Genomic DNA, 19754 nt, shown 5'->3' with positions numbered 1-19754 from the left:
ATCGTTCCTGAATAAGTCAAAAAAAATTATAATACTGTGTTTACAGTAAGCCCGCCGTCAACCACAATTTCAGTTCCTGTAATGAATGATGAATCATCAGAAGCAAGGAAACTAATTGTTTTTGCAACTTCAGCAGCTTGTCCAAAACGTTTCAATAAGATTTTTTCTCCTAAAGCTGCTCCTAAACCTTCAACTTCTTCTTTTTCTAAACCAACTTTACCATACAAAGGTGTTTCGATTGGACCAGGAGAAACTGCATTTACTCTAATTTTTCTTGGCGCTAACTCTGCAGCAAATATTCTGTTTAATGATAAAACCGCAGCTTTACTTGCTCCATATACACTTGAACCCGGCATTCCTAATTGAGCATTTACAGAAGTATTAAAAATAATAGAACCGCCATCGTTTAAAATTGGCAATACTTTTTGAACTGTAAAATAAACTCCTTTTACATTCACGTTCATAATACTGTCATAATGATCTTCTGAAGCTGAATCTACTGGAGCAAAAGCCGCAATTCCTGCATTTAAGAATAAGATATCTACTTTTCCGAATTGTGCTTTTACTTGTTCTACTAAGCTGTCAATAGATTTTAAATCTGATTGATCTGCAACGATTCCCGTAACGTTCAGTTCTGCTTCTGCTTTTGCCAAAGCTTCTTTGTTTCTTCCTGTTACAATTACTTTTGCACCTTTTGATACTAATTCCGCAGCAGCTGCGTATCCAATTCCGCTATTTCCACCTGTTACAATAGCTGCTTTGTTTTCTAAATTTTTCATTTTGTTTATTATTTAAGTTATTGATTATTCAATTATTATGGTACAAAGATATAATAACGGAACGATCGTTCCGTTATTTGTAATGTTAATTTTTAGTTAAAATAATTCCCCGCTTCCGAAAACGCCATTTTATAAGGGTTAATATCTATGAAACTATAAACGAAACAAATCGTAAAATGACGCCAATTCTTAATTTATGCTTAATTTTGTAATTCTAAAAACAAAAAAACAGATGGATCGTCTTTTACCAACCGAAAGTCCTTTCGAAACGATAATCTCATTTCATAAACTAATTGAGTCTTTTGAGCAGATTGCTTTATCTAATGTTGATTACCGATCTAACTACGCCAAAGCGATTTTAAAAGAAATTGAGGCGTATCCGGAATTCAGAACAGGAATTCACGATTACAGCACTATTAAAAATAATGAAGCCTTAATTAAAAACATTGCTGCTGATTTATTCCCTACGGCTTTAACAAACAATGAAATAAAAGCCATAACAATACCTTTTCAAAATATATCCTTTAATTATACAGAGCGTTTCAAGAAAATTTTACGAAATGCAGGTGATGAATTTTATATGGAAATTCGTGATTTTGATGATCATCAATTCTATATCAATAACTGCTGTTTGATTTTAAGCGCTTATTATCATCAAAATATCGATTTTAATAAACCCTTTTTCTACGATATACCAGATGAAGAAGGTGTAGAAAAACATTATCGTATTCTGTACAATGCCGATTTCATGGAAATCACACCTACAGAGAATGCACCGCAGCTTACGCAGGACGATATTGATGTTTTGATTGATAATTATAACGATATTGATTTATGGAAATCTAAATTTCCCCCTAGAAGCTGGATTTTAAAAGGTTTCGGAATTGTTTCTTTATTTGATGCGACTACAGAAAGTGCTATTTCTAATTTAAAAAGTAATCTTTTAAAACCAGAAACCTCAAGAGTTGCCTCTACAGAAATTGTAGAAAATATCTTTAGGTCTATTTTTAAAATTCCGAGCTTAAAAGTTGGTTTTATTATTTATAATCCTGAAGAAGAAAAATTTATACGGCCAATAAAGTTTGACAACCAAATGCAGAGTTTTTTACTTTCATCTACTCAGGAAGTAGATTGTAAAAATGCATTTTTTGGATGTTCGTTTGAAAATCTTTTAGATAAAAAAGAGCCGTTTGTAATTTCAAATGTGAAAAAGTTTATCGAAGAATCTTCAAACCCAAAACTTGGCGAGCATTTATTAAAACAGGGAATTCAAAGCTGTGTTTTTGCACCCGTTATAAAAGATGACCATTTATTGGGCGTTGTCGAATTGGTCTCTGATAATATACGTGAATTAAACAGCATAAATGCAACAAAACTAGAATTGGTTTTACCTTATTTAACAGATACAATTGACCGCTATAATACGGATATGCAGCATCAGGTTGAAGCTATTATTCAGCGTGAGTATACTACGATTCACCCAAGCGTTTATTGGAAATTTAGAAAAGAATCTCAAAACTATTTCCAAAACATAAATCACACAAAAGATTATATTTTTAAGGAAATTGTATTTAAAAATGTATTCCCGTTATACGGACAAATTGATATTAAAGGTTCATCTGAACACCGAAATGAGACGGTTAAAATTGATTTGAAAAATCAGCTGACGGCCCTTTTGGAAATTTTCGATAACCAGAAACCAAATTCAAATCTGGTACTTTTAGAGCAGAGAAAATTCGAATTGGAGTCTCTTCGAAGTGAATTGGATTTTCCGCTAAAAGCAGATATGGAACAGCATATCCAGCGTTATATCGAAGATGAAATTCATCCGATACTGAAAAATACCAAAGACAATGCTAAAAATAAAAAGTTAGAAGAATTGTACTTTGAAAGTCTGGATGAAAAAACAGGAATGTTCTATCAGGAAAGAAAAAAGTTTGATAATGCTATGTCGATTATCAATAAAAGACTTGCTTCTGTATTAGATAAAAAGCAGGTTGAAGCGCAGCAAATTTATCCACATTATTACGAACGTTTTAAAACGGATGGTGTTGAGCATAATTTATATATTGGGGCATCGATTTCGCCAACAAAACCGTTTGACATTATGTATCTGCACAATTTACGTTTGTGGCAGCTGCAGACTTTATGCGAAATGGAATTAGAGCATCATCAGCTAAAAGAATCGCTTCCGTATGAATTAGATGTTACTTCACTGATTTTGGTTTTCAGTTCGCCGCTTTCTATCCGTTTTAGAATGGATGAAAAACGTTTTGACGTTGACGGAACTTATAATGCAAGATATGAAGTCGTTAAAAAACGAATCGACAAATCGAACATTAAAGGAACAGACGAAAGAATTACTGAAAAAGAGAAAATTACAATTGTATATTCTCAAAACAGTGAGGAGGCAGAATATTTAAAATACATCAAATACTTGCAGCATAAAAAAGTTCTTGAGCCGTCAATTGAACAATTTGAGGTCGAAGATCTTCAGGGAGTTTCTGGTTTAAAAGCGATTCGTGTAAAAGTGATTAATAACGTAAATAATTCAAAAATAAAGAAAATTACTTATCAGGATTTATTAGATGAGCTCAACTAAAAGCTGGGCTTTTTCTTATAGTCAAATTTTATAGAAATAGAACGCGGATGAAACGGATTCGCTTTGCGAAGACGCAGATTACACGGATAAATATTTAACGCGGATAAATACAGAAAAAAATCTGTTTTTATCCGCGTTTTTGCGAAGCGAATCCGTTTCATCCGCGTCTAATTTTTATAGATTTTAAAATTTAAATCGATTTAAAAGCAATTACAAACGCAATTACAGTAACAATAATTCCAAACATAAATAGGTTGTACGCAATACGAAGTAAATTATATTTTCGCTGTAAAACCAATCCCAGGTAATACAAATCTTTAATCATGTTCGAATAAAGATAATCGCGGTCTTTCATCATTTCGTTCATGGCCCAGTCGTATTCTTCTAAAGGCATTTTGTAGAAGTTTCCAAAAAACAATAAATTAATCTTTTTATTCTCAATATCTTCTCTTGTAAAAACACCCGAAGTTACTTTTGGACGTGTCGAAAGAATTGCAAAAATAATGGTAATTACACTCGACATCAGCATAATAAATGTGGGGATAACTAAGTGTGCATTTTTCGGACTGTCTAATTTTGGAATAATAGACGAAAGTGCAATCGAAATAATAATGGCATTTACAGACAATAAAATATTGGCTTTACTATCAGCAATTCCGCTTAAACGGGTATGGTTTCCAAGTGTAACGCGAAACAAGGTATCAACACCGCGATCTGGTTTTTCTACTTTTTCGCTTTTTTTGTTTTCTTTTTCAATCTCTTCTGCCGCTTTCAATTCCTGTTTATTTATTTTTTTTTGAATCAAAAGCAGGTTTTTTTCTTTTAAAGGCTGCCATTTTCTTAAAGCATAATCCGTGTAAAACCTATGTTTATTTAGCAAAAAGTTTAAGTTTTCCTTTGTCCATTCAGCATTCGAAAAATTTACAATTCCTATATTTTTTAATTCTAAACGCAATAACTCACAGGTTGTAACATATTCAGTTCCCATTAAATGGGCATAATCAGCATCTTTAATTATTTTCTCTAAATGTGTTTTTGGATGATAGTCTTTGACTGTAGCCAAAATCAAACCGGAAACAAGCTCGATAAACTTTTCTGATTTTTCTTTTTTCTTTAAAAAATCAACTGCAATCTTTACACTTTTGGCTTCATGGTTTTCATAACCTTCAATATAACCTGTATCATGAAACCAGGCTGCAACTAAAAGCGCCTCTTTATCATCTGCATCCACATCCTCTTTTTTGCAAAGCTCTTTTACCGCTGTAACTACTGTGAAGGTATGGTTAAAATTATGGTAAGAATATAAATTAGAAAGTTTATCTTTGAGTAAATTACTGACGAAATCTTCGGATTGTTCTATTAGATTCATAAAAGAATATTTTTACACCACTAAATTATGAAATTGTTTTTGGATAATCATTTTATTGCTAAGATTAAAAACTTTTTATTAGCAATTATCACCTTAACATTAATTTATTCCTGTGCCACACATAAAGCGCAGTACGGAAAAAACGTTAGTGCTAACGAAACAGAAAACGCAGCAGATACCATAAAAATTGCCCACACTTTTTATCTTGTTGGAGATGCCGGAAATGCTGATGAAGAACAAGCGCAGCAAACACTTGAACTTTTACATCAAAAACTTAAAAAAGCGAGTAAAAAATCGACTTTACTTTTTTTAGGAGATAATATTTATCCTAAGGGTTTTCCTAGTAATAATACTGAGGATAAAGCTTTGGCAGAAACAAAATTAACAAACCAGCTAAAATTAGCTGAAGGATTTAAAGGAAAAACAATTTTTATTCCCGGAAACCACGATTGGTACAGCGGAATAAAAGGTTTAGAACTGCAGGCTGATTTTATAACGAAAAATTTAAATGATAAAAAAGCATTTCTTCCCCGAAAATCCTGCCCAATCGAAGATACAAAAATTGACAGTAACACGACGTTAGTAGCTATTGACAGCGAATGGTTTCTGGAAGATTGGGATAATCATCCAACAATAAATGATAACTGCGATATAAAAACAAGAGAAGATTTTTTTAAGGAACTCGAAAGCATCTTAAACAAAAATCAGGAAAAAACGGTTCTTTTAGCGATTCATCACCCTTTATTAAGCAGCGGAAGTCACGGCGGTCAGTTTTCATGGAAAAAACAATTATTTCCGTTAGAAAATAAAATTCCGCTTCCGGTAATTGGGTCTTTTATTAATTTACTGAGAAAAACATCTGGAGTAAGTCCGCAGGACCTTCAAAATAAACAATATACAATTTATGCAAAACGAATAAAAACACTTTTGCAAAAACAGCGAAATGTAATTGTAGTTTCAGGACACGATCATAATCTGCAATATATCAGCAAAGAAAATATTCAGCAGATTATCAGCGGTGCCGGCTCAAAATCGGAAGCCGCAAGAGCCATAAATCCATTTGATTTTTCGTATGGCGGAAACGGTTATGCAGCTTTAACTTTATATAAAAGCGGCGACGCCAAAGTTTCTTTTTACGGAAATGAAAACAATAAAGAAAAACTGCTTTTTGAACGTGAAATTATAAAAGCCAAAGAAATTAACTGGGCATCGGATATTAAGAATAATTTCCCTCCAAGAATTACAACTTCTATCTATTCTACTAAAATGACAGATAAAAGTATGTTTCACAGATTTTTATTTGGACAGCATTACAGAAAATATTACAGCATGCCTATTGATGTTCCAGTGGCAACTTTAGACACTTTAAAAGGCGGTTTAAAACCCATCCGCGAAGGCGGCGGGCATCAATCTGTTTCTTTAAGAATGTCTGATCCAAAAGAACGTGAATATGTTATACGCGGCATGAAAAAAAGTGCCTCTGTATTTTTACAGTCTGTAGCTTTTAAAGATCAATATGTTGTGAATGATTTTGAAGACACTTATACAGAAAGTTTCTTGTTTGATTTTTATACGACTTCGCATCCCTATGCTCCATTTGTAACTGGCAGTATGTCAGACAAAATTGGCATTTTGCATACTAATCCGGTTTTATATTATATCCCAAAGCAAAATGGTTTAGGTGAATTTAATGCGGGTTATGGCGATCAATTGTATATGGTGGAAGAAAGACCTGCTGATAATCATTTAGACGGTAAAAACTTTGGTAATCCAAGCGATATTATTGGTACAGATGATATGATGCTCAATCTTCATAAGGACGAAAAATATTCGGTTGACGAAAAAGAATATATAAAAGCACGTTTGTTTGATATGTTGATTGGAGACTGGGACAGACACAGCGATCAATGGCGCTGGGCTGAGTTTAAAAAAGACGGTAAAGTTATTTACAGACCAATTCCAAGAGACAGAGATCAGGCATTTGCAAAATATGATGGTGCGCTGCTTTCTATTTTAATGAATATTCCGGCATTGCGCCACATGCGTACTTTTAAAGATAAAATTAGCAATGTAAAATGGCTGAACAGAGAACCTTACCCAATGGATTTGGCTTTTTTAAGAACAGCAGAAGAAAAAGACTGGATTGAACAGGCAAAGTTTATTCAGGATAATTTATCTGACAGCGACATTGAAAATGCTTTTAAAGCTATGCCAAAAGAAGTTCAGGATGAAACAGTTGACGATATCATTCAAAAATTAAAAGCCAGAAAAAGAGACCTTCAAAAATATGCGATAAAATATTCTGATGTTTTGAGCAAAACGGTTATGATTGCCGGAACAGATAAAAAAGACCGATTTGTTTTAAACCACAACAAGAAAAAAAGCATTGAAATTCAGGTTTTCAGATTGAAGAAAGAAGGTGATGAATTACAATATACAAAAACGCTGACCGATGCTAAAACCAAAAATTTATGGATTTATGGTTTAGACGATAATGATGTTTTTGAAGTAAAAGGCGATCAAAAATCGAGAATTAAAGTTCGTTTAATTGGAGGTCAAAATAATGATACATACAATATAGAAAACGGAAGAAAGGTTATTGTTTACGATTTCAAATCAAAACAAAACACTTATAATTTATCTCCAGGCCTTGGGAATAAAACCCAAACACAGTTAACAGACGATTATGATGTTAACTTGTATAATTTTCAAAAACCAAAATACAATGTGATTTCCGGACTGCCAAATATTGGTTATAACCCGGATGATGGTGTAAAATTGGGAGTTAACCTTAATTATACAGTAAATAACTTCAAACAAAATCCGTACACGCAAAAACATGTTTTAAATGCTTTTTACTATTTCGCAACCGGAGGTTTAGAATTTAATTATGCTGCACATTTCCCAGGTTTATTAGGAAAATGGGTTATTGATGTTGAATCGCTTTATACAACACCAAATTTTGCGATGAATTATTTTGGTTACGGAAATGAATCTCAATATGATGACAACCTAGGTATGGATTATAACCGTGTTCGTATCCGTAAATTTAATGCTTCGGGAGCCATTCGCCACGTTGGAAGGTATGGAAGTGAATTTAGTGTTCAGCCAATTTTCCAAAGAATGACCGTTGAAGAAACTGAGAACAGGTTTATCAATATTCCAAATATTGTAAATCCTGATGTATTTAACAGCCAGAATTATGGAAGTTTTAAAGTCAAATATCTTTTTAAAAATTCTGATTTTGCTGCAAAGCCAACTTTAGGAATGTATTTTATGATTGCCGGAACATGGACAACTAATTTAGATGATACTAAGAAAAACTTTCCAACGCTGGAAAGCATTTTAGGTTTCACACATAAAATTGATCATAACGGAAAACTGGTTTTGGCTACTTATCTAAAAGGAAAAGCAATTTTAAATAATAACTACGAATTTTATCAAGGAGCTGCTTTGGGCGGCGATACTGATTTACGCGGTTTTAGAAACGAGCGTTTTTTAGGAAATTCTTATTTCTCTCAAAGTTCTGATTTGCGTTTGAGTCTTGGTAAAATCCGTAAAACACTTGCTCCGTTTACTTACGGAATTTTAGGTGGTTTTGACTACGGAAGAGTTTGGCTTGACGGCGAAGATTCCAGAAAATGGCACCAAGATTACGGCGGCGGACTTTGGCTGAATGCTATCAATGTTTTAACCGCCAGAATTTCTTATTTCAAATCTCCTGATGAAGTTGGGAGGGTAATTTTTGGAGCAGCTTACAGTTTCTAGGTTCAGAGTGACAAAGTAACAAAGGTTCAAAGTTTTTTTACTGCGAATTACACTAATTTTCACTAATTTTTATTTAAAATTAATTCGTGGAAATTAGTGTAATTCATGGCAAACTTTTTATTTTAACTTAAATTCGTAAACGTTTCCTCCTATTTTATTTGTTTTTTCATCGGCTACGAGTAGAGTATTGTTGTCTTTAAAAACGATGGCTTCTTTTTGAGAGAAATGGTTTAAACTGATTTCAGTTTGGGTTCCTTTGTGGAATAAATCTCCTTTGAAACCTTTAAACAACACTATTTTATCGTGACTTAATAAAACCACTTTTTTACCGTCTGGACTTATCGTTGCGCTTGTTAAAACGCAGTGATTGTAATTACTGCACGTTTTAAACTCTCCTATTTTAACTGCTTTTTGAGTTCCTTTTGCATTTTTAATTTTGTAAATAAAAGCTGTTCCGTCAAAACCTTTGCTTCGGTTTTTGGTGAAAAGATAAAAATAACCGTTGTGTTCAAAGAAACCTTCAACGTCATAGAATAATTCTTTTTTCTTTGGTGGAAATTCGGTTTGTTCCGGATACGAGAATGAGATTTTATATTCGGCAGAAGCCTCATCTTTATTCAATTGATTTTTGGCTACTTTATAAATGCACAAATCTCTGCGTTCGTTATCGTTGTTTCCGAAATCACCAATGTAAATATTTCCCGTTTTATCTTTGGTAATATCTTCCCAATCGACATTTTCGGCATTTGAAATTGTAATTATCTTTTCTAATTTCCCTTTAGAATTAATGGCATAAATGGCATTCTTATTTCCGCTGTCTTCGAGAGTATAAATCACATTGGTTTCAGGAAAATAGGTAATTCCCGAAACTTCTTTTAATTTTTTCGGAAGCGAATAAAGCATTTTCAAATCATCATTTGACTGCTGCTGACAAGCTAATAAAACAATAGAAACAGCTACTAAAAAAGTTTTTTTCATAAAATTGATTTTTTTGTTTAGCCACAGATTACACAGATTAAAATGATTTTTTTTTAATTCTTTAATCCGTTCAATCTGTATAATCTGTGGCCCAATAACTTTAAACTAAGTTTGTGTTTTTAAAATTACGGATGATGAATTCAAAAGCGGCCTGCATGATGTGTCCCATTGATCTTGCGTTTTTAAATTTCATATCGTTTGTGTATCGGTACAATTCCATTTTTAACTGGTTTAGATGTTCTTCTGTCGAAATGGTATCGTGACACATAATGTTCAATAATTTTTTGATTCTGTTTTCGGCAGAATGGATTCGTTTTGCCAGAATCGCTCTTTCTTCATCTTTATACTGAATAATGGAACGTTCTTCCAATTTCTCTTTAATGAGCTGCATCATCGGATAATTTTCTTTAAAAAACTGCGGACGATAAACTTTGAAATTTCCTTCATAACACTGCTGATCAAAATCGATTGGCCGAATTTTATAGACCACCTGATCAAAATCATGAATCGGGACAATTACATAATTATACGCTCTCATATCTCCCAAAAGCCTAATCATACAGCGTTCATTGAATTTTACAAACTCTTTGGCGATTTGTGCTTTCTCCATTTCGGTACATTTATCGAGCAGCGTATCCATAAAAACATCGCCGGGAATCCCAATAATATGTTCTTCGATTAAAGTATCATTGTAAACCAAAAAGTTGATTTTATCCGGCGAAAGGATATCTTCTAATTCTAATCCGTAAATCCTTGAAGCATCGGCTTTTTTAATATAAAAATGAACATAATTGTCGTTGAGAATATTTCGGACTTTAATCCTAAAAGGTTTTGAATTTCCGAAAGTACAATAGTCGATTGCATCAATGTTTAGGAACTGAATAATCTCACTGTTTCCATCAGAATGCAGAAGCGAATAAATTTTCTTTAAATTGAGATCAATTTCATTTCTTTCAAATTCATTGTAATAGACCCGAATCCATAAAGTATCGGTTTCGTTTTTATCGTAAACGTTAACCGAACCTGAAAATCGTAATAAGTCATCATAAAACACAGATACTTTCGAAATACGCTCGTATCTGTCCAAATAACTTAAAAGTGCTTGTGTTAAAGGAAAAGAAGGCTTCTTTAACACCATCAAAGGTTCGCTCATTTTGAATATCTTTATTACAAATTTACATCAATAAGCTGATAAAAATAAATTTGGCGTAACAATATAGAACTTGAATCGTCATACTAAAAACTAAAACCGAAATAAATTTGGAAACCATCCTTACCATTCAGAATCTCAGTAAAAGATACGGACGCATTCAGGCGCTTAAAAATGTATCTTTTAGTATACAAAAAGGCCACGTCTACGGAATCCTGGGCCCAAACGGAAGTGGAAAATCGACCACTTTAGGAATTGTTTTAAGTGTTGTAAACAGAACATCAGGCGATTATAAATGGTTTGACGGAAATGTAGAAACACATGAAGCTTTGAAAAAAGTGGGAGCGATTATCGAACGTCCCAACTTTTATCCGTACATGACCGCCGAAGAAAACTTAAAATTGGTCTGTAAAATTAAAAACATCAATTATTCTAAAATTGAAGAAAAACTAAATCTTGTTGGTTTATCTGAAAGAAAAAACAGCAAATTCAGTACTTTCTCTTTGGGAATGAAACAGCGTCTGGCAATTGCGTCTGCACTTTTAAATGATCCTGAAATTTTGATTCTGGATGAACCAACCAATGGATTAGATCCTCAGGGAATTCATCAAATTCGAGATATTATTAAAGAAATTGCATCACAGGGAACTACAATTTTACTGGCTTCGCATTTATTAGACGAAGTCGAAAAAGTTTGCTCTCACGTTGTTGTTTTACGAAAAGGCGAAGTTTTGTATTCAGGGTCTGTAGATGCCATGTCTGCAAATGAAGGTTTCTTTGAAGTTTCTTCAGAGGATAATCTGGCACTGAAATCTGCTTTATATAATCATCAAGCCGTTGCAGAAGTTAAAGATGAAGATGGAAAAGTTTTGGTTTACTTAAAAGCCGATTTATCTGCTCAGGAACTAAATCAGTTTTTATTTTCAAAAAATATTATTTTAAGTCATTTGGTCAAACGCAAAAATAGTTTGGAAGCCCAATTTTTAGAATTAACCAAAAATACAAATCCAAAAATCTAACTAAGCCATGAAAAGACTTATCTCTATAGAATTACAAAAAATCTGGATGAATAAAGCCAGTCGTATTTTAACATTAACCTATTTTATTTTACTTTCATTTATAGCTTTAATTGCTTCTATTAAATTTAATATTGGCCCTATTAAACTTCATTTGGCAGAGATGGGAATCTTCAATTTTCCTTTTATATGGCATTTTAATACTTATGTTGCCGCTATTCTGAAATTATTTCTTGCTATCGTAATTGTTTCCATGATGGCTAACGAATACAGTTATGGAACATTAAAACAAAATTTAATTGACGGTTTGAGTAAAAAAGAATTTATTCTCTCGAAATTCCTAACTGTAGTTTTATTTTCAGCTGCTTCAACTGTTTTTATTTTTGTTATGAGTTTAATATTAGGGTTAATTTTTTCTTCTTATACTGAACTTGATATTATTTTTAGTGACTTAGATTATCTTTTAGCCTTTTTCGTAAAATTAACTGGATTCTTTTCGTTCTGTTTATTTCTTGGAATTTTGGTAAAACGATCTGCTTTTGCATTAGGTTTTCTTTTAGTTTGGAATATAATCGAAGCCATAATTAGAGGTTACTTGGCCTTTAGTATTTTTCCTGACAGCAACACCGATGAAAAAATTACACAATTCCTTCCTTTAGAATCAATGTCTAATTTAATTGTTAATCCCGGCCCAAGATTATCTGTAGTCAAGAATATTGGTTCACAAATGGGAATTAATACAGATATCGATTATAGTGTAAGTTACTTTGCAATTCTAATTGTATTAATCTGGACATTTTTATTTGTATATTTTTCTTACAAATTATTAAAAAATCGGGATTTGTAGTATATTTGCTACACTATGAATCAGGCAAAAAGTTTTTTAATTATTCTGTTTTTATGCTGTTTATCTACAAAGGTAAATGCGCAATTTATTACTATTGATGATCAAAAAACACCGCAGCAGCTTATTGAAAATATTCTGGTGAATAGTTCGTGCGCTGCTGCATCAGGTTCAACCGGTACAGGTGATAATTTTAGGCCGGGTAAACAAAGTTTTGCTTATTTTAATAGTAACGGAAGCAATTTCCCTTTTGCCGAAGGAATAGTACTGGCAACATCTACAGCCGAAAGTGCCGTTGGGCCTTTTGTTAGTGACCTTACAAGCAGCGACAGCCCTAACTGGCTTGGCGACAGTGATCTCGATCAGATATTAGGTATTCATTCTATAAACGCAACGGTATTAGAATTTGATTTTATTGCTTATACAAGTGCATTAAGTTTTAATTATATTTTTGCGTCAAATGAGTATCAGTACGATTATCCGTGTCAGTTTTCAGATGGATTTGCTTTTTTAATTAAAGAAGCAGGAACAGCAGATCCTTATAAAAATTTAGCTGTATTACCTAATACAACTACGCCTGTTTCTTCTGTAAATATCCGCCCGAAAATTGAACCCGGTACAAGACCTGGAGGAATTAATTATCAAGGCTGTGCAGCTTCAAATGAAAATTATTTTCATGGTCTAAATAACAATACCAGTCCAGTAAATTATGCCGGACAAACTGTTGTTATGACTGCGCAGACTACAGTTACTACCGGAAAAACATATCATGTAAAACTTGTCGTGGCCGATGACACTTATAGATATCTGGAATCTGCAATTTTCCTTGAAGCCGGAAGTTTTGCTTCAAAAATTTTGCTTGGTGAAGATCGTACTACTGCCGCAAACAATCCTGCTTGTTTTGGAGAAGAAATTGATCTTGACAGCAATCTTGATCCCGCAACTTATACTTTTAGATGGTTTAGAAAAGATGACCCTACTAATACCCTTGGCACAAATGCAGCTTATAAGGTTGTAAGTGCAGGAAATTACAAAGTTGAGGCTACTGTTATTGGTACAACATGTGTATTATCAGGAGAAATAAAAATTGATTATGCTCCCGAAATTCTTTCCGCAAATACTTCTTTATTTCAATGTGATGACAATACAGATGGAATTTCAATTTTCAATTTAGATAAAGCGAACAATATTGTTAAAAATAATGCTGCTTATATTATTAATGAAGGGTATTATGAAACATTGGCTCAGGCGCAGACTAAAACAAATAAAATTGTAAAACCTGAAATGTATATCAATAAATATGCAGATCAAATTGTATATGCCAGATTAGAAAATGAATTTGGCTGTTTTAAAATTGCCGAAGTAACGTTAAAAATTGCTCCTACATCAATTCCAGACCCTAGTCCGATAAGTACTTGTGACCGAGACGAAATTCAGGATGGACTTTATCAATTTGATTTGAATGCAGAAGTTACGCCAGTAGTAACTTCAGGTCTTCCAAACGGATTAATTGCTGCTTATTATTTAAATGCAAATGATGCTTTGGTTGAAATAAATGCATTACCTAATATCTTTAAAAATACAACAGCTTATAATCAAAGGATATATGCCAGAGTTGTAAACGGACCGGATTGTTATGATGTTGTACCTGTCGATCTTGTTGTGAATACTTTTAATCCGCCAAATTTTCAGGATGAATCTGTATTTTTATGCCAAAATGGAAATACAACTTTGTCTGTAGCGGCTGGTTTTAGCAGTTATTTATGGAGCAACGGAGAAACTTCAAATTCTACTGTCATAACTGTTCCCGGCGATTATTCAGTAACCGTAACTGATGCGAATGGCTGCGAAAAAACAAAAGATTTTAAGGTTATTTTATCTGAACCTGCAATCATAACGAATGCAGCTGTAAAAGATTTTTCAGGAAATGATAATTCTGTTTCAATTGAATATACCGGAGTTGGAAATTATGAATTTTCATTAGACGGAGAAACTTTTCAAAACGAACCGCTATTTACAAGTGTACCAGCCGGAACTTATAATGCAGCTGCAAGAGATAAAAATGGCTGCGGATTGTCTAATGTATTTGTTGTATATGTTTTAGATTATCCTAGATTTTTTACTCCAAACGGCGATACTTACAACGACTTATGGCTTATTGGTGACTCAAATTTACTGCCCAATTATACCTTAAATATTTTTGACCGCTACGGAAAACTTTTAAAACAAATGAACCAAAACAGCCCGGGATGGAACGGTATTCTTAACGGACAGCCGCTTCCTTCTGATGATTATTGGTTTACTTTAATTTTTGCAGACGGCAGAAATGTGAAAGGGCATTTTAGTTTGAAAAGATAATTTTTTTGAAATTCCAATCCCGAGGCTTCGGATAAAATCCAAATTCCAATACTTAAAATCTAAATTCCAATTGTATAAAAATTCGGGTTTAAATCATAAAAAAATCCCAAACTCCTATTGGAATTTGGGATTTTATATTGAAATTTAAATCTAATTAGATTTTAAATCTTTTTCTATCTGTCTCACTTAAGTAAATTTTTCTTAAACGAAGAGATTTTGGAGTAACTTCAACATATTCATCTTTTTGAATGTACTCTAAAGCTTCTTCTAAAGAGAATTTGATAGCAGGAATAATTCTTGCTTTATCGTCAGCTCCGGAAGAACGTACGTTTGAAAGTTTTTTCGTTTTAGTAACGTTAACAGTCATATCGTCGCTGCGAGTATTCTCTCCAATAACCTGACCTTCATAAATATCCTCGTTAGGATCAACGAAGAATTTACCACGATCTTGTAATTTATCAATAGAGTAAGGAATTGCTTTTCCGTTTTCCATAGAGATTAATGAACCGTTGTTACGTCCAGGAATTTCTCCTTTGTATGGTTCGTACCCGATGAAACGGTGCGCCATAATAGCTTCACCAGCAGTAGCAGTAAGCAATTGATTTCTTAAACCAATAATTCCACGAGATGGAATATTAAATTTAATAATCATACGCTCTCCTTTACCTTCCATAGAAAGCATTTCTCCTTTACGAATTGTTACGAATTCAACTGCTCTACCTGAAAGGTTTTCTGGTAAGTCGATAGTTAATTCCTCAATTGGCTCACATTTTTTACCATCAATTTCTTTGATGATAACTTGCGGCTGACCAATTTGAAGCTCGTAACCTTCTCTTCTCATTGTTTCGATAAGTACAGATAAGTGTAATACACCACGACCAAAAACCATGAATTTATCAGCAGAATCAGTTTCTCCAACTTTCATTGCTAAGTTTTTCTCAAGCTCTTTTGTCAATCTGTCTCTAATATGTCTAGAAGTAACAAATTTACCTTCTTTACCAAAGAAAGGTGAATCGTTAATTGTAAATAACATACTCATTGTTGGCTCATCGATAGCAATAGTTTGTAAAGCTTCCGGATTTTCAAAATCAGCAATAGTATCACCAATTTCAAAACCTTCAACCCCAACAATTGCACAAATATCTCCGGCAACAACTTCTTCCACTTTTCTACGGCCTAAACCTTCGAAAGTATGTAATTCTTTAATTCTTGATTTGATAACTTTACCATCTCTTTTTACTAAAGAAATTGGCATTCCTTCTTTTAAAACACCTCTTTCAAGACGCCCAATAGCGATACGACCTGTAAAAGAAGAGAAATCTAAAGATGTAATCAGCATTTGCGGAGTACCCTCAGAAACTTTAGGAGCAGGAACATTTTTAATAACCATATCTAATAATGGTTCAATGTTTTCTGTTTGGTTTTTCCAGTCATCAGACATCCAGTTGTTTTTAGCAGAACCGTAAACAGTTGGGAAATCTAATTGCTCTTCAGTTGCACCTAATTCAAACATTAAGTCAAAAACTTTTTCATGAACTTCTTCAGGAGTACAGTTTTCTTTGTCAACTTTATTAATAACTACACATGGCTTTAAACCTAAGTCAATAGCTTTTTGTAATACAAAACGCGTTTGCGGCATTGGTCCTTCAAAAGCATCCACTAGCAAACATACACCATCGGCCATGTTCAATACACGTTCTACTTCACCTCCAAAATCGGCGTGACCCGGAGTATCAATAATATTGATTTTTGTTCCTTTGTACTGAACAGAAACGTTTTTAGAAGTAATAGTAATACCTCTCTCACGCTCTAAATCGTTATTATCAAGAATTAAATCACCTGTATTTTCGTTTTCACGAAATAATTGACAGTGATACATAATTTTATCAACCAAAGTGGTTTTACCGTGATCGACGTGGGCAATAATTGCAATATTTCTAATAGATTCCATTTGTTATTTTTAATGGGTGCAAAAGTACACTTTATTTTGATAAAAAAAACGTTTCTGCGATAGTTTGCGTATATACAAGTAATTAGTTCATTAATCTACTGTTAATTTGAACCTCAAAATGAACTTTACTTATTGTTTAATTATAGTTAATTTAACTATATTTGAGTAATGAAAAGTAAAACTCTCCAAATTACTCTCGTTTACGTTATCATATCGCTAATTATGGCAATAGTCTGCCATAATTTACTCACAGAGCACTTTTTTGAAGCAAAATATTCTTATTTGTTTTTTGCAAAAGACGTCTTTTTCATAATAGCTACTGCATTCATCTTCAAATATATACTTTCAGTAAATGAAACTAAAAATATTTCTATTTTTCAGAAATTAAAAAGTACAAACGAAGAAATTAAGGAATCAAACGAAAAATACGACATTGTTGCAAAGGCAACAAGTGACACTATTTGGGACTGGAAAATTCAGGAAGACACCATAAATTGGAACAAAGGAATTGAAAGCGTTTTTGGCTATAATCCGGAAGAAGTTGGAAAGACTTCAAAGTGGTGGTTTGACAAAATTCATCCCGAAGACAGCATTCGAATGTCTATCAAATTATACTCTTTTATTGAGCAAAAAACAGAAAAATGGCAGGATCAATACCGATTTAGATGCGCCGACGGAACTTATAAATATGTTTTGGACCGAGGTTTTTTACTTAAAGATGAAAACGGAAGAGCCATTAGAATGATTGGGGCTATTCAGGATATTACCAAACAAAAAGAAGAAGAACAGCGATTAAAACTTTTAGAAACTGTAATTACACAATCTAAAGACTCTATTTTGATTACCGAAGCCAACTCACACGATCGTAAAATACCGAAAATTGTTTACGTAAATCCAGCATTTTCGCAAATGTCCGGTTATCAGTCAGATGAAATTATCGGAAAGTCAACCAATATATTTAAAGGCCCAAAATCTGATTCAGAGGAATTAAAAAAACTTTTACGGGCCATAAAAAATGAAGAAGAATGTGTAATTGAAACCATAACATATACAAAAACACAAGAAGAATATTGGGTTCGTTTTGCAATGATTCCAATTTTCAATAACGAGGGAGTAATTACACACTGGATTTCTATTCAAAGAGATATTACTGACGAAAAGAAACTGGAAACAGAAAAAGAACATCTTATTCGGGAACTTACGCAAAACAATAAAGATCTAAAACAGTTCTCCTATATAACATCGCACAACCTTCGCGCACCATTGTCAAATTTAATCGGACTTTTAAATCTTATCGAAGATATTCCTATCGAGAACGAAGAACTGGAAGAAATTCTGGCCGGTTTTACAAAATCAACACATTTATTGAACGAAACCATAAATGATTTAGTAAAAGTAATTATCATTAAAGACAATCCTTCGATGCAAAAAGAAGAGGTATCTTTAAAAGAAGTTTTCGAAAATGTTTTTAGCCAGCTCTCTTTTCAAATAGAATTACATAAACCTATTATTAAACTAAAGTTTGACAGGGTTCCGCTTTTAAACACTAATAAGGCTTATATTGAAAGCATTTTATTAAATCTGTTGACAAATTCAATAAAATACAAATCTGAAAACAGAAAACTAAAAATATCAATTACAGCAGAGCAAATAGATCATCACGCCATTTTAACCTTTAAAGACAACGGAATTGGAATTGATCTGGAAAGAAACCGTGACAAAGTTTTTGGACTTTACCAAAGATTTCATAATTATCCTGACAGTAAAGGATTAGGTTTGTATCTTGTAAAATCTCAGGTAGAAACTATGGGAGGAACAATTAGTATTGATAGTGAGGTCAATAAAGGCACCACATTTACTATAACATTTAAAAATTAACGCTATGCTGGAGCAAATTTTATGCATTGACGACGATCCAATTACGTTGATGTTATGCAAAAAAGTAATTTCAAAATCTTCATTTTCGCATGAAATTATTACTGCTCAAAATGGCGAAGAAGCTTTACATCATTTTAATACTTTAAAATACACAAACAACAAGAATAAAGTAAACAAAAAACCAGAACTAATATTTTTAGATTTAAATATGCCAGTAATGGGAGGCTGGGAATTTTTAGATCATTTCACTTCTAATGATTATGCAGAATTCAACACAGCGAAAGTCATCGTATTATCTTCTACAATTGATCCTGACGATTTAGCTAAAGCAAAAAAATACCCAATTATAATAGATTTTCTTTCTAAACCTATTACTCAGGCTATGCTTGAATATCTTAAAAAGAAAATCAGTTAAGTTAAAATTCTGAAATACTGTCTAGTCCTAAAACAGCAATACACAAAAAATCATGATTATTAACTGTATCTAATAAGTTATTATATTAGTACAAAATTTTGTACAACTTATATTATCATCCTTTAAAAATTAAGGAATATGAAAAACCTAATAATCATTACATTCCTATTTGTTGGTAATTTACTGAATGTGCAAGTAGGTATAGGTACAACAACTCCAGGCAACACTTTAGAAATAAACAGCAGTACAACTGAAGAAAGCTGATTGCGGTTTACTCAATTAAATTCCAATTCAGCTACTGTTTCAAATACGCCGGCAAAGGTATTAGGGATAAATACTGCCAGAGATGTTGTTTTTACCGCATTATACCCGCAAGTTGTATCAACAAATACAACTCTGGACGCCAATACTCCAGCAAATACAACATTAACATTAGGAGAAATACAGTTTCTAACCGATAAAACAAGCTCTGGGGTTACTGGAAACATACAGGTTCGATCCAGTTCTGCCAGCACGCTTGCTGTCACAATTTTTGGCCATGAGGAATATAATTCGGGTACAAATAATTACACTGCTGTAAGGGCAGTTCTCAATGATAATTTAGGAGCGTTTACTACTTTTTTTTTGCAGACGGTTTAAATTTAAA

General features: G+C 32.9%; 14 protein-coding genes. 9 read left to right on the top strand and 5 right to left on the bottom strand.

Annotated elements, in window-relative coordinates; genetic code table 11:
- Positions 1–26: 26 nt before the first annotated feature.
- On the bottom strand, positions 27–779 hold the full coding sequence (locus tag LUU93_RS05200) for an SDR family oxidoreductase (protein WP_232679021.1): 753 nt from the start codon (positions 777–779) through the stop codon (positions 27–29).
- A 232-nt stretch (positions 780–1011) separates the two neighbouring features.
- On the opposite strand from LUU93_RS05200, the gene LUU93_RS05195 reads away from it, so the two are divergent.
- Entirely contained in the window at positions 1012–3381 is a 2370-nt protein-coding gene (locus LUU93_RS05195) for a GAF domain-containing protein (protein WP_232679018.1), read from the top strand.
- A gap of 190 nt (positions 3382–3571) precedes the next feature.
- On the opposite strand, the gene LUU93_RS05190 is transcribed toward LUU93_RS05195, so the two are convergent.
- On the bottom strand, positions 3572–4750 hold the full coding sequence (locus LUU93_RS05190) for a Pycsar system effector family protein (protein ID WP_232679016.1): 1179 nt from the start codon (positions 4748–4750) through the stop codon (positions 3572–3574).
- A gap of 27 nt (positions 4751–4777) precedes the next feature.
- On the opposite strand from LUU93_RS05190, the gene LUU93_RS05185 reads away from it, so the two are divergent.
- Positions 4778–8518, top strand: coding sequence for a metallophosphoesterase (locus LUU93_RS05185; RefSeq protein WP_232679014.1), 3741 nt, complete (start codon positions 4778–4780; stop codon positions 8516–8518).
- A 117-nt stretch (positions 8519–8635) separates the two neighbouring features.
- Here LUU93_RS05185 and LUU93_RS05180 read toward each other — a convergent pair whose 3' ends face one another.
- Both LUU93_RS05180 and LUU93_RS05175 read right to left on the bottom strand, forming a co-directional pair.
- Positions 8636–9496 (bottom strand): SdiA-regulated/phytase-like domain-containing protein, encoded by an 861-nt coding sequence (locus LUU93_RS05180; protein ID WP_232679011.1) that lies wholly within the window; start codon positions 9494–9496, stop codon positions 8636–8638.
- Between the two features lie 100 nt (positions 9497–9596).
- Complete coding sequence (locus LUU93_RS05175) at positions 9597–10649, bottom strand: hypothetical protein (protein ID WP_232679009.1); 1053 nt, start codon at positions 10647–10649, stop codon at positions 9597–9599.
- Between the two features lie 107 nt (positions 10650–10756).
- On the opposite strand from LUU93_RS05175, the gene LUU93_RS05170 reads away from it, so the two are divergent.
- Genes LUU93_RS05170 through LUU93_RS05160 form a run of 3 tightly spaced genes read left to right on the top strand, consistent with a single transcriptional unit; the run spans position 10757 to position 14864 of the window.
- Complete coding sequence (locus tag LUU93_RS05170) at positions 10757–11665, top strand: ABC transporter ATP-binding protein (protein WP_232679007.1); 909 nt, start codon at positions 10757–10759, stop codon at positions 11663–11665.
- Between the two features lie 7 nt (positions 11666–11672).
- Positions 11673–12509 (top strand): ABC transporter permease, encoded by an 837-nt coding sequence (locus tag LUU93_RS05165; RefSeq protein WP_232679005.1) that lies wholly within the window; start codon positions 11673–11675, stop codon positions 12507–12509.
- Positions 12510–12524: 15 nt separating this feature from the next.
- Positions 12525–14864: a T9SS type B sorting domain-containing protein gene (locus LUU93_RS05160; protein ID WP_232679003.1), complete on the top strand. Its 2340-nt coding sequence runs from the start codon at positions 12525–12527 to the stop codon at positions 14862–14864.
- A 154-nt stretch (positions 14865–15018) separates the two neighbouring features.
- Here LUU93_RS05160 and typA read toward each other — a convergent pair whose 3' ends face one another.
- Positions 15019–16815: a translational GTPase TypA gene (typA, locus tag LUU93_RS05155; RefSeq protein ID WP_232679001.1), complete on the bottom strand. Its 1797-nt coding sequence runs from the start codon at positions 16813–16815 to the stop codon at positions 15019–15021.
- Between the two features lie 168 nt (positions 16816–16983).
- Here typA and LUU93_RS05150 point away from each other — a divergent pair, with 168 nt between their 5' ends.
- The 4 genes from LUU93_RS05150 (at position 16984) to LUU93_RS05140 (ending at position 19747) form a co-directional block, all read left to right on the top strand.
- Positions 16984–18693: a PAS domain-containing sensor histidine kinase gene (locus LUU93_RS05150; protein ID WP_232678999.1), complete on the top strand. Its 1710-nt coding sequence runs from the start codon at positions 16984–16986 to the stop codon at positions 18691–18693.
- A 4-nt stretch (positions 18694–18697) separates the two neighbouring features.
- Complete coding sequence (locus LUU93_RS05145; protein ID WP_232678995.1) at positions 18698–19108, top strand: response regulator; 411 nt, start codon at positions 18698–18700, stop codon at positions 19106–19108.
- Between the two features lie 138 nt (positions 19109–19246).
- Positions 19247–19372, top strand: a complete 126-nt coding sequence (locus LUU93_RS21695; protein ID WP_255669396.1) for a hypothetical protein — start codon at positions 19247–19249, stop codon at positions 19370–19372.
- Positions 19373–19747: a hypothetical protein gene (locus tag LUU93_RS05140; protein WP_232678992.1), complete on the top strand. Its 375-nt coding sequence runs from the start codon at positions 19373–19375 to the stop codon at positions 19745–19747. It abuts the gene before it with no gap.
- Positions 19748–19754 lie beyond the last annotated feature (7 nt).

Source organism: Flavobacterium soyae (assembly GCF_021245985.1).
GTDB classification, from domain to species: Bacteria; Bacteroidota; Bacteroidia; order Flavobacteriales; family Flavobacteriaceae; genus Flavobacterium; species Flavobacterium soyae.
The sequence above is the reverse complement of the archived record's forward strand: the minus strand, read 5'-3'. Positions and strand labels throughout refer to the sequence as shown.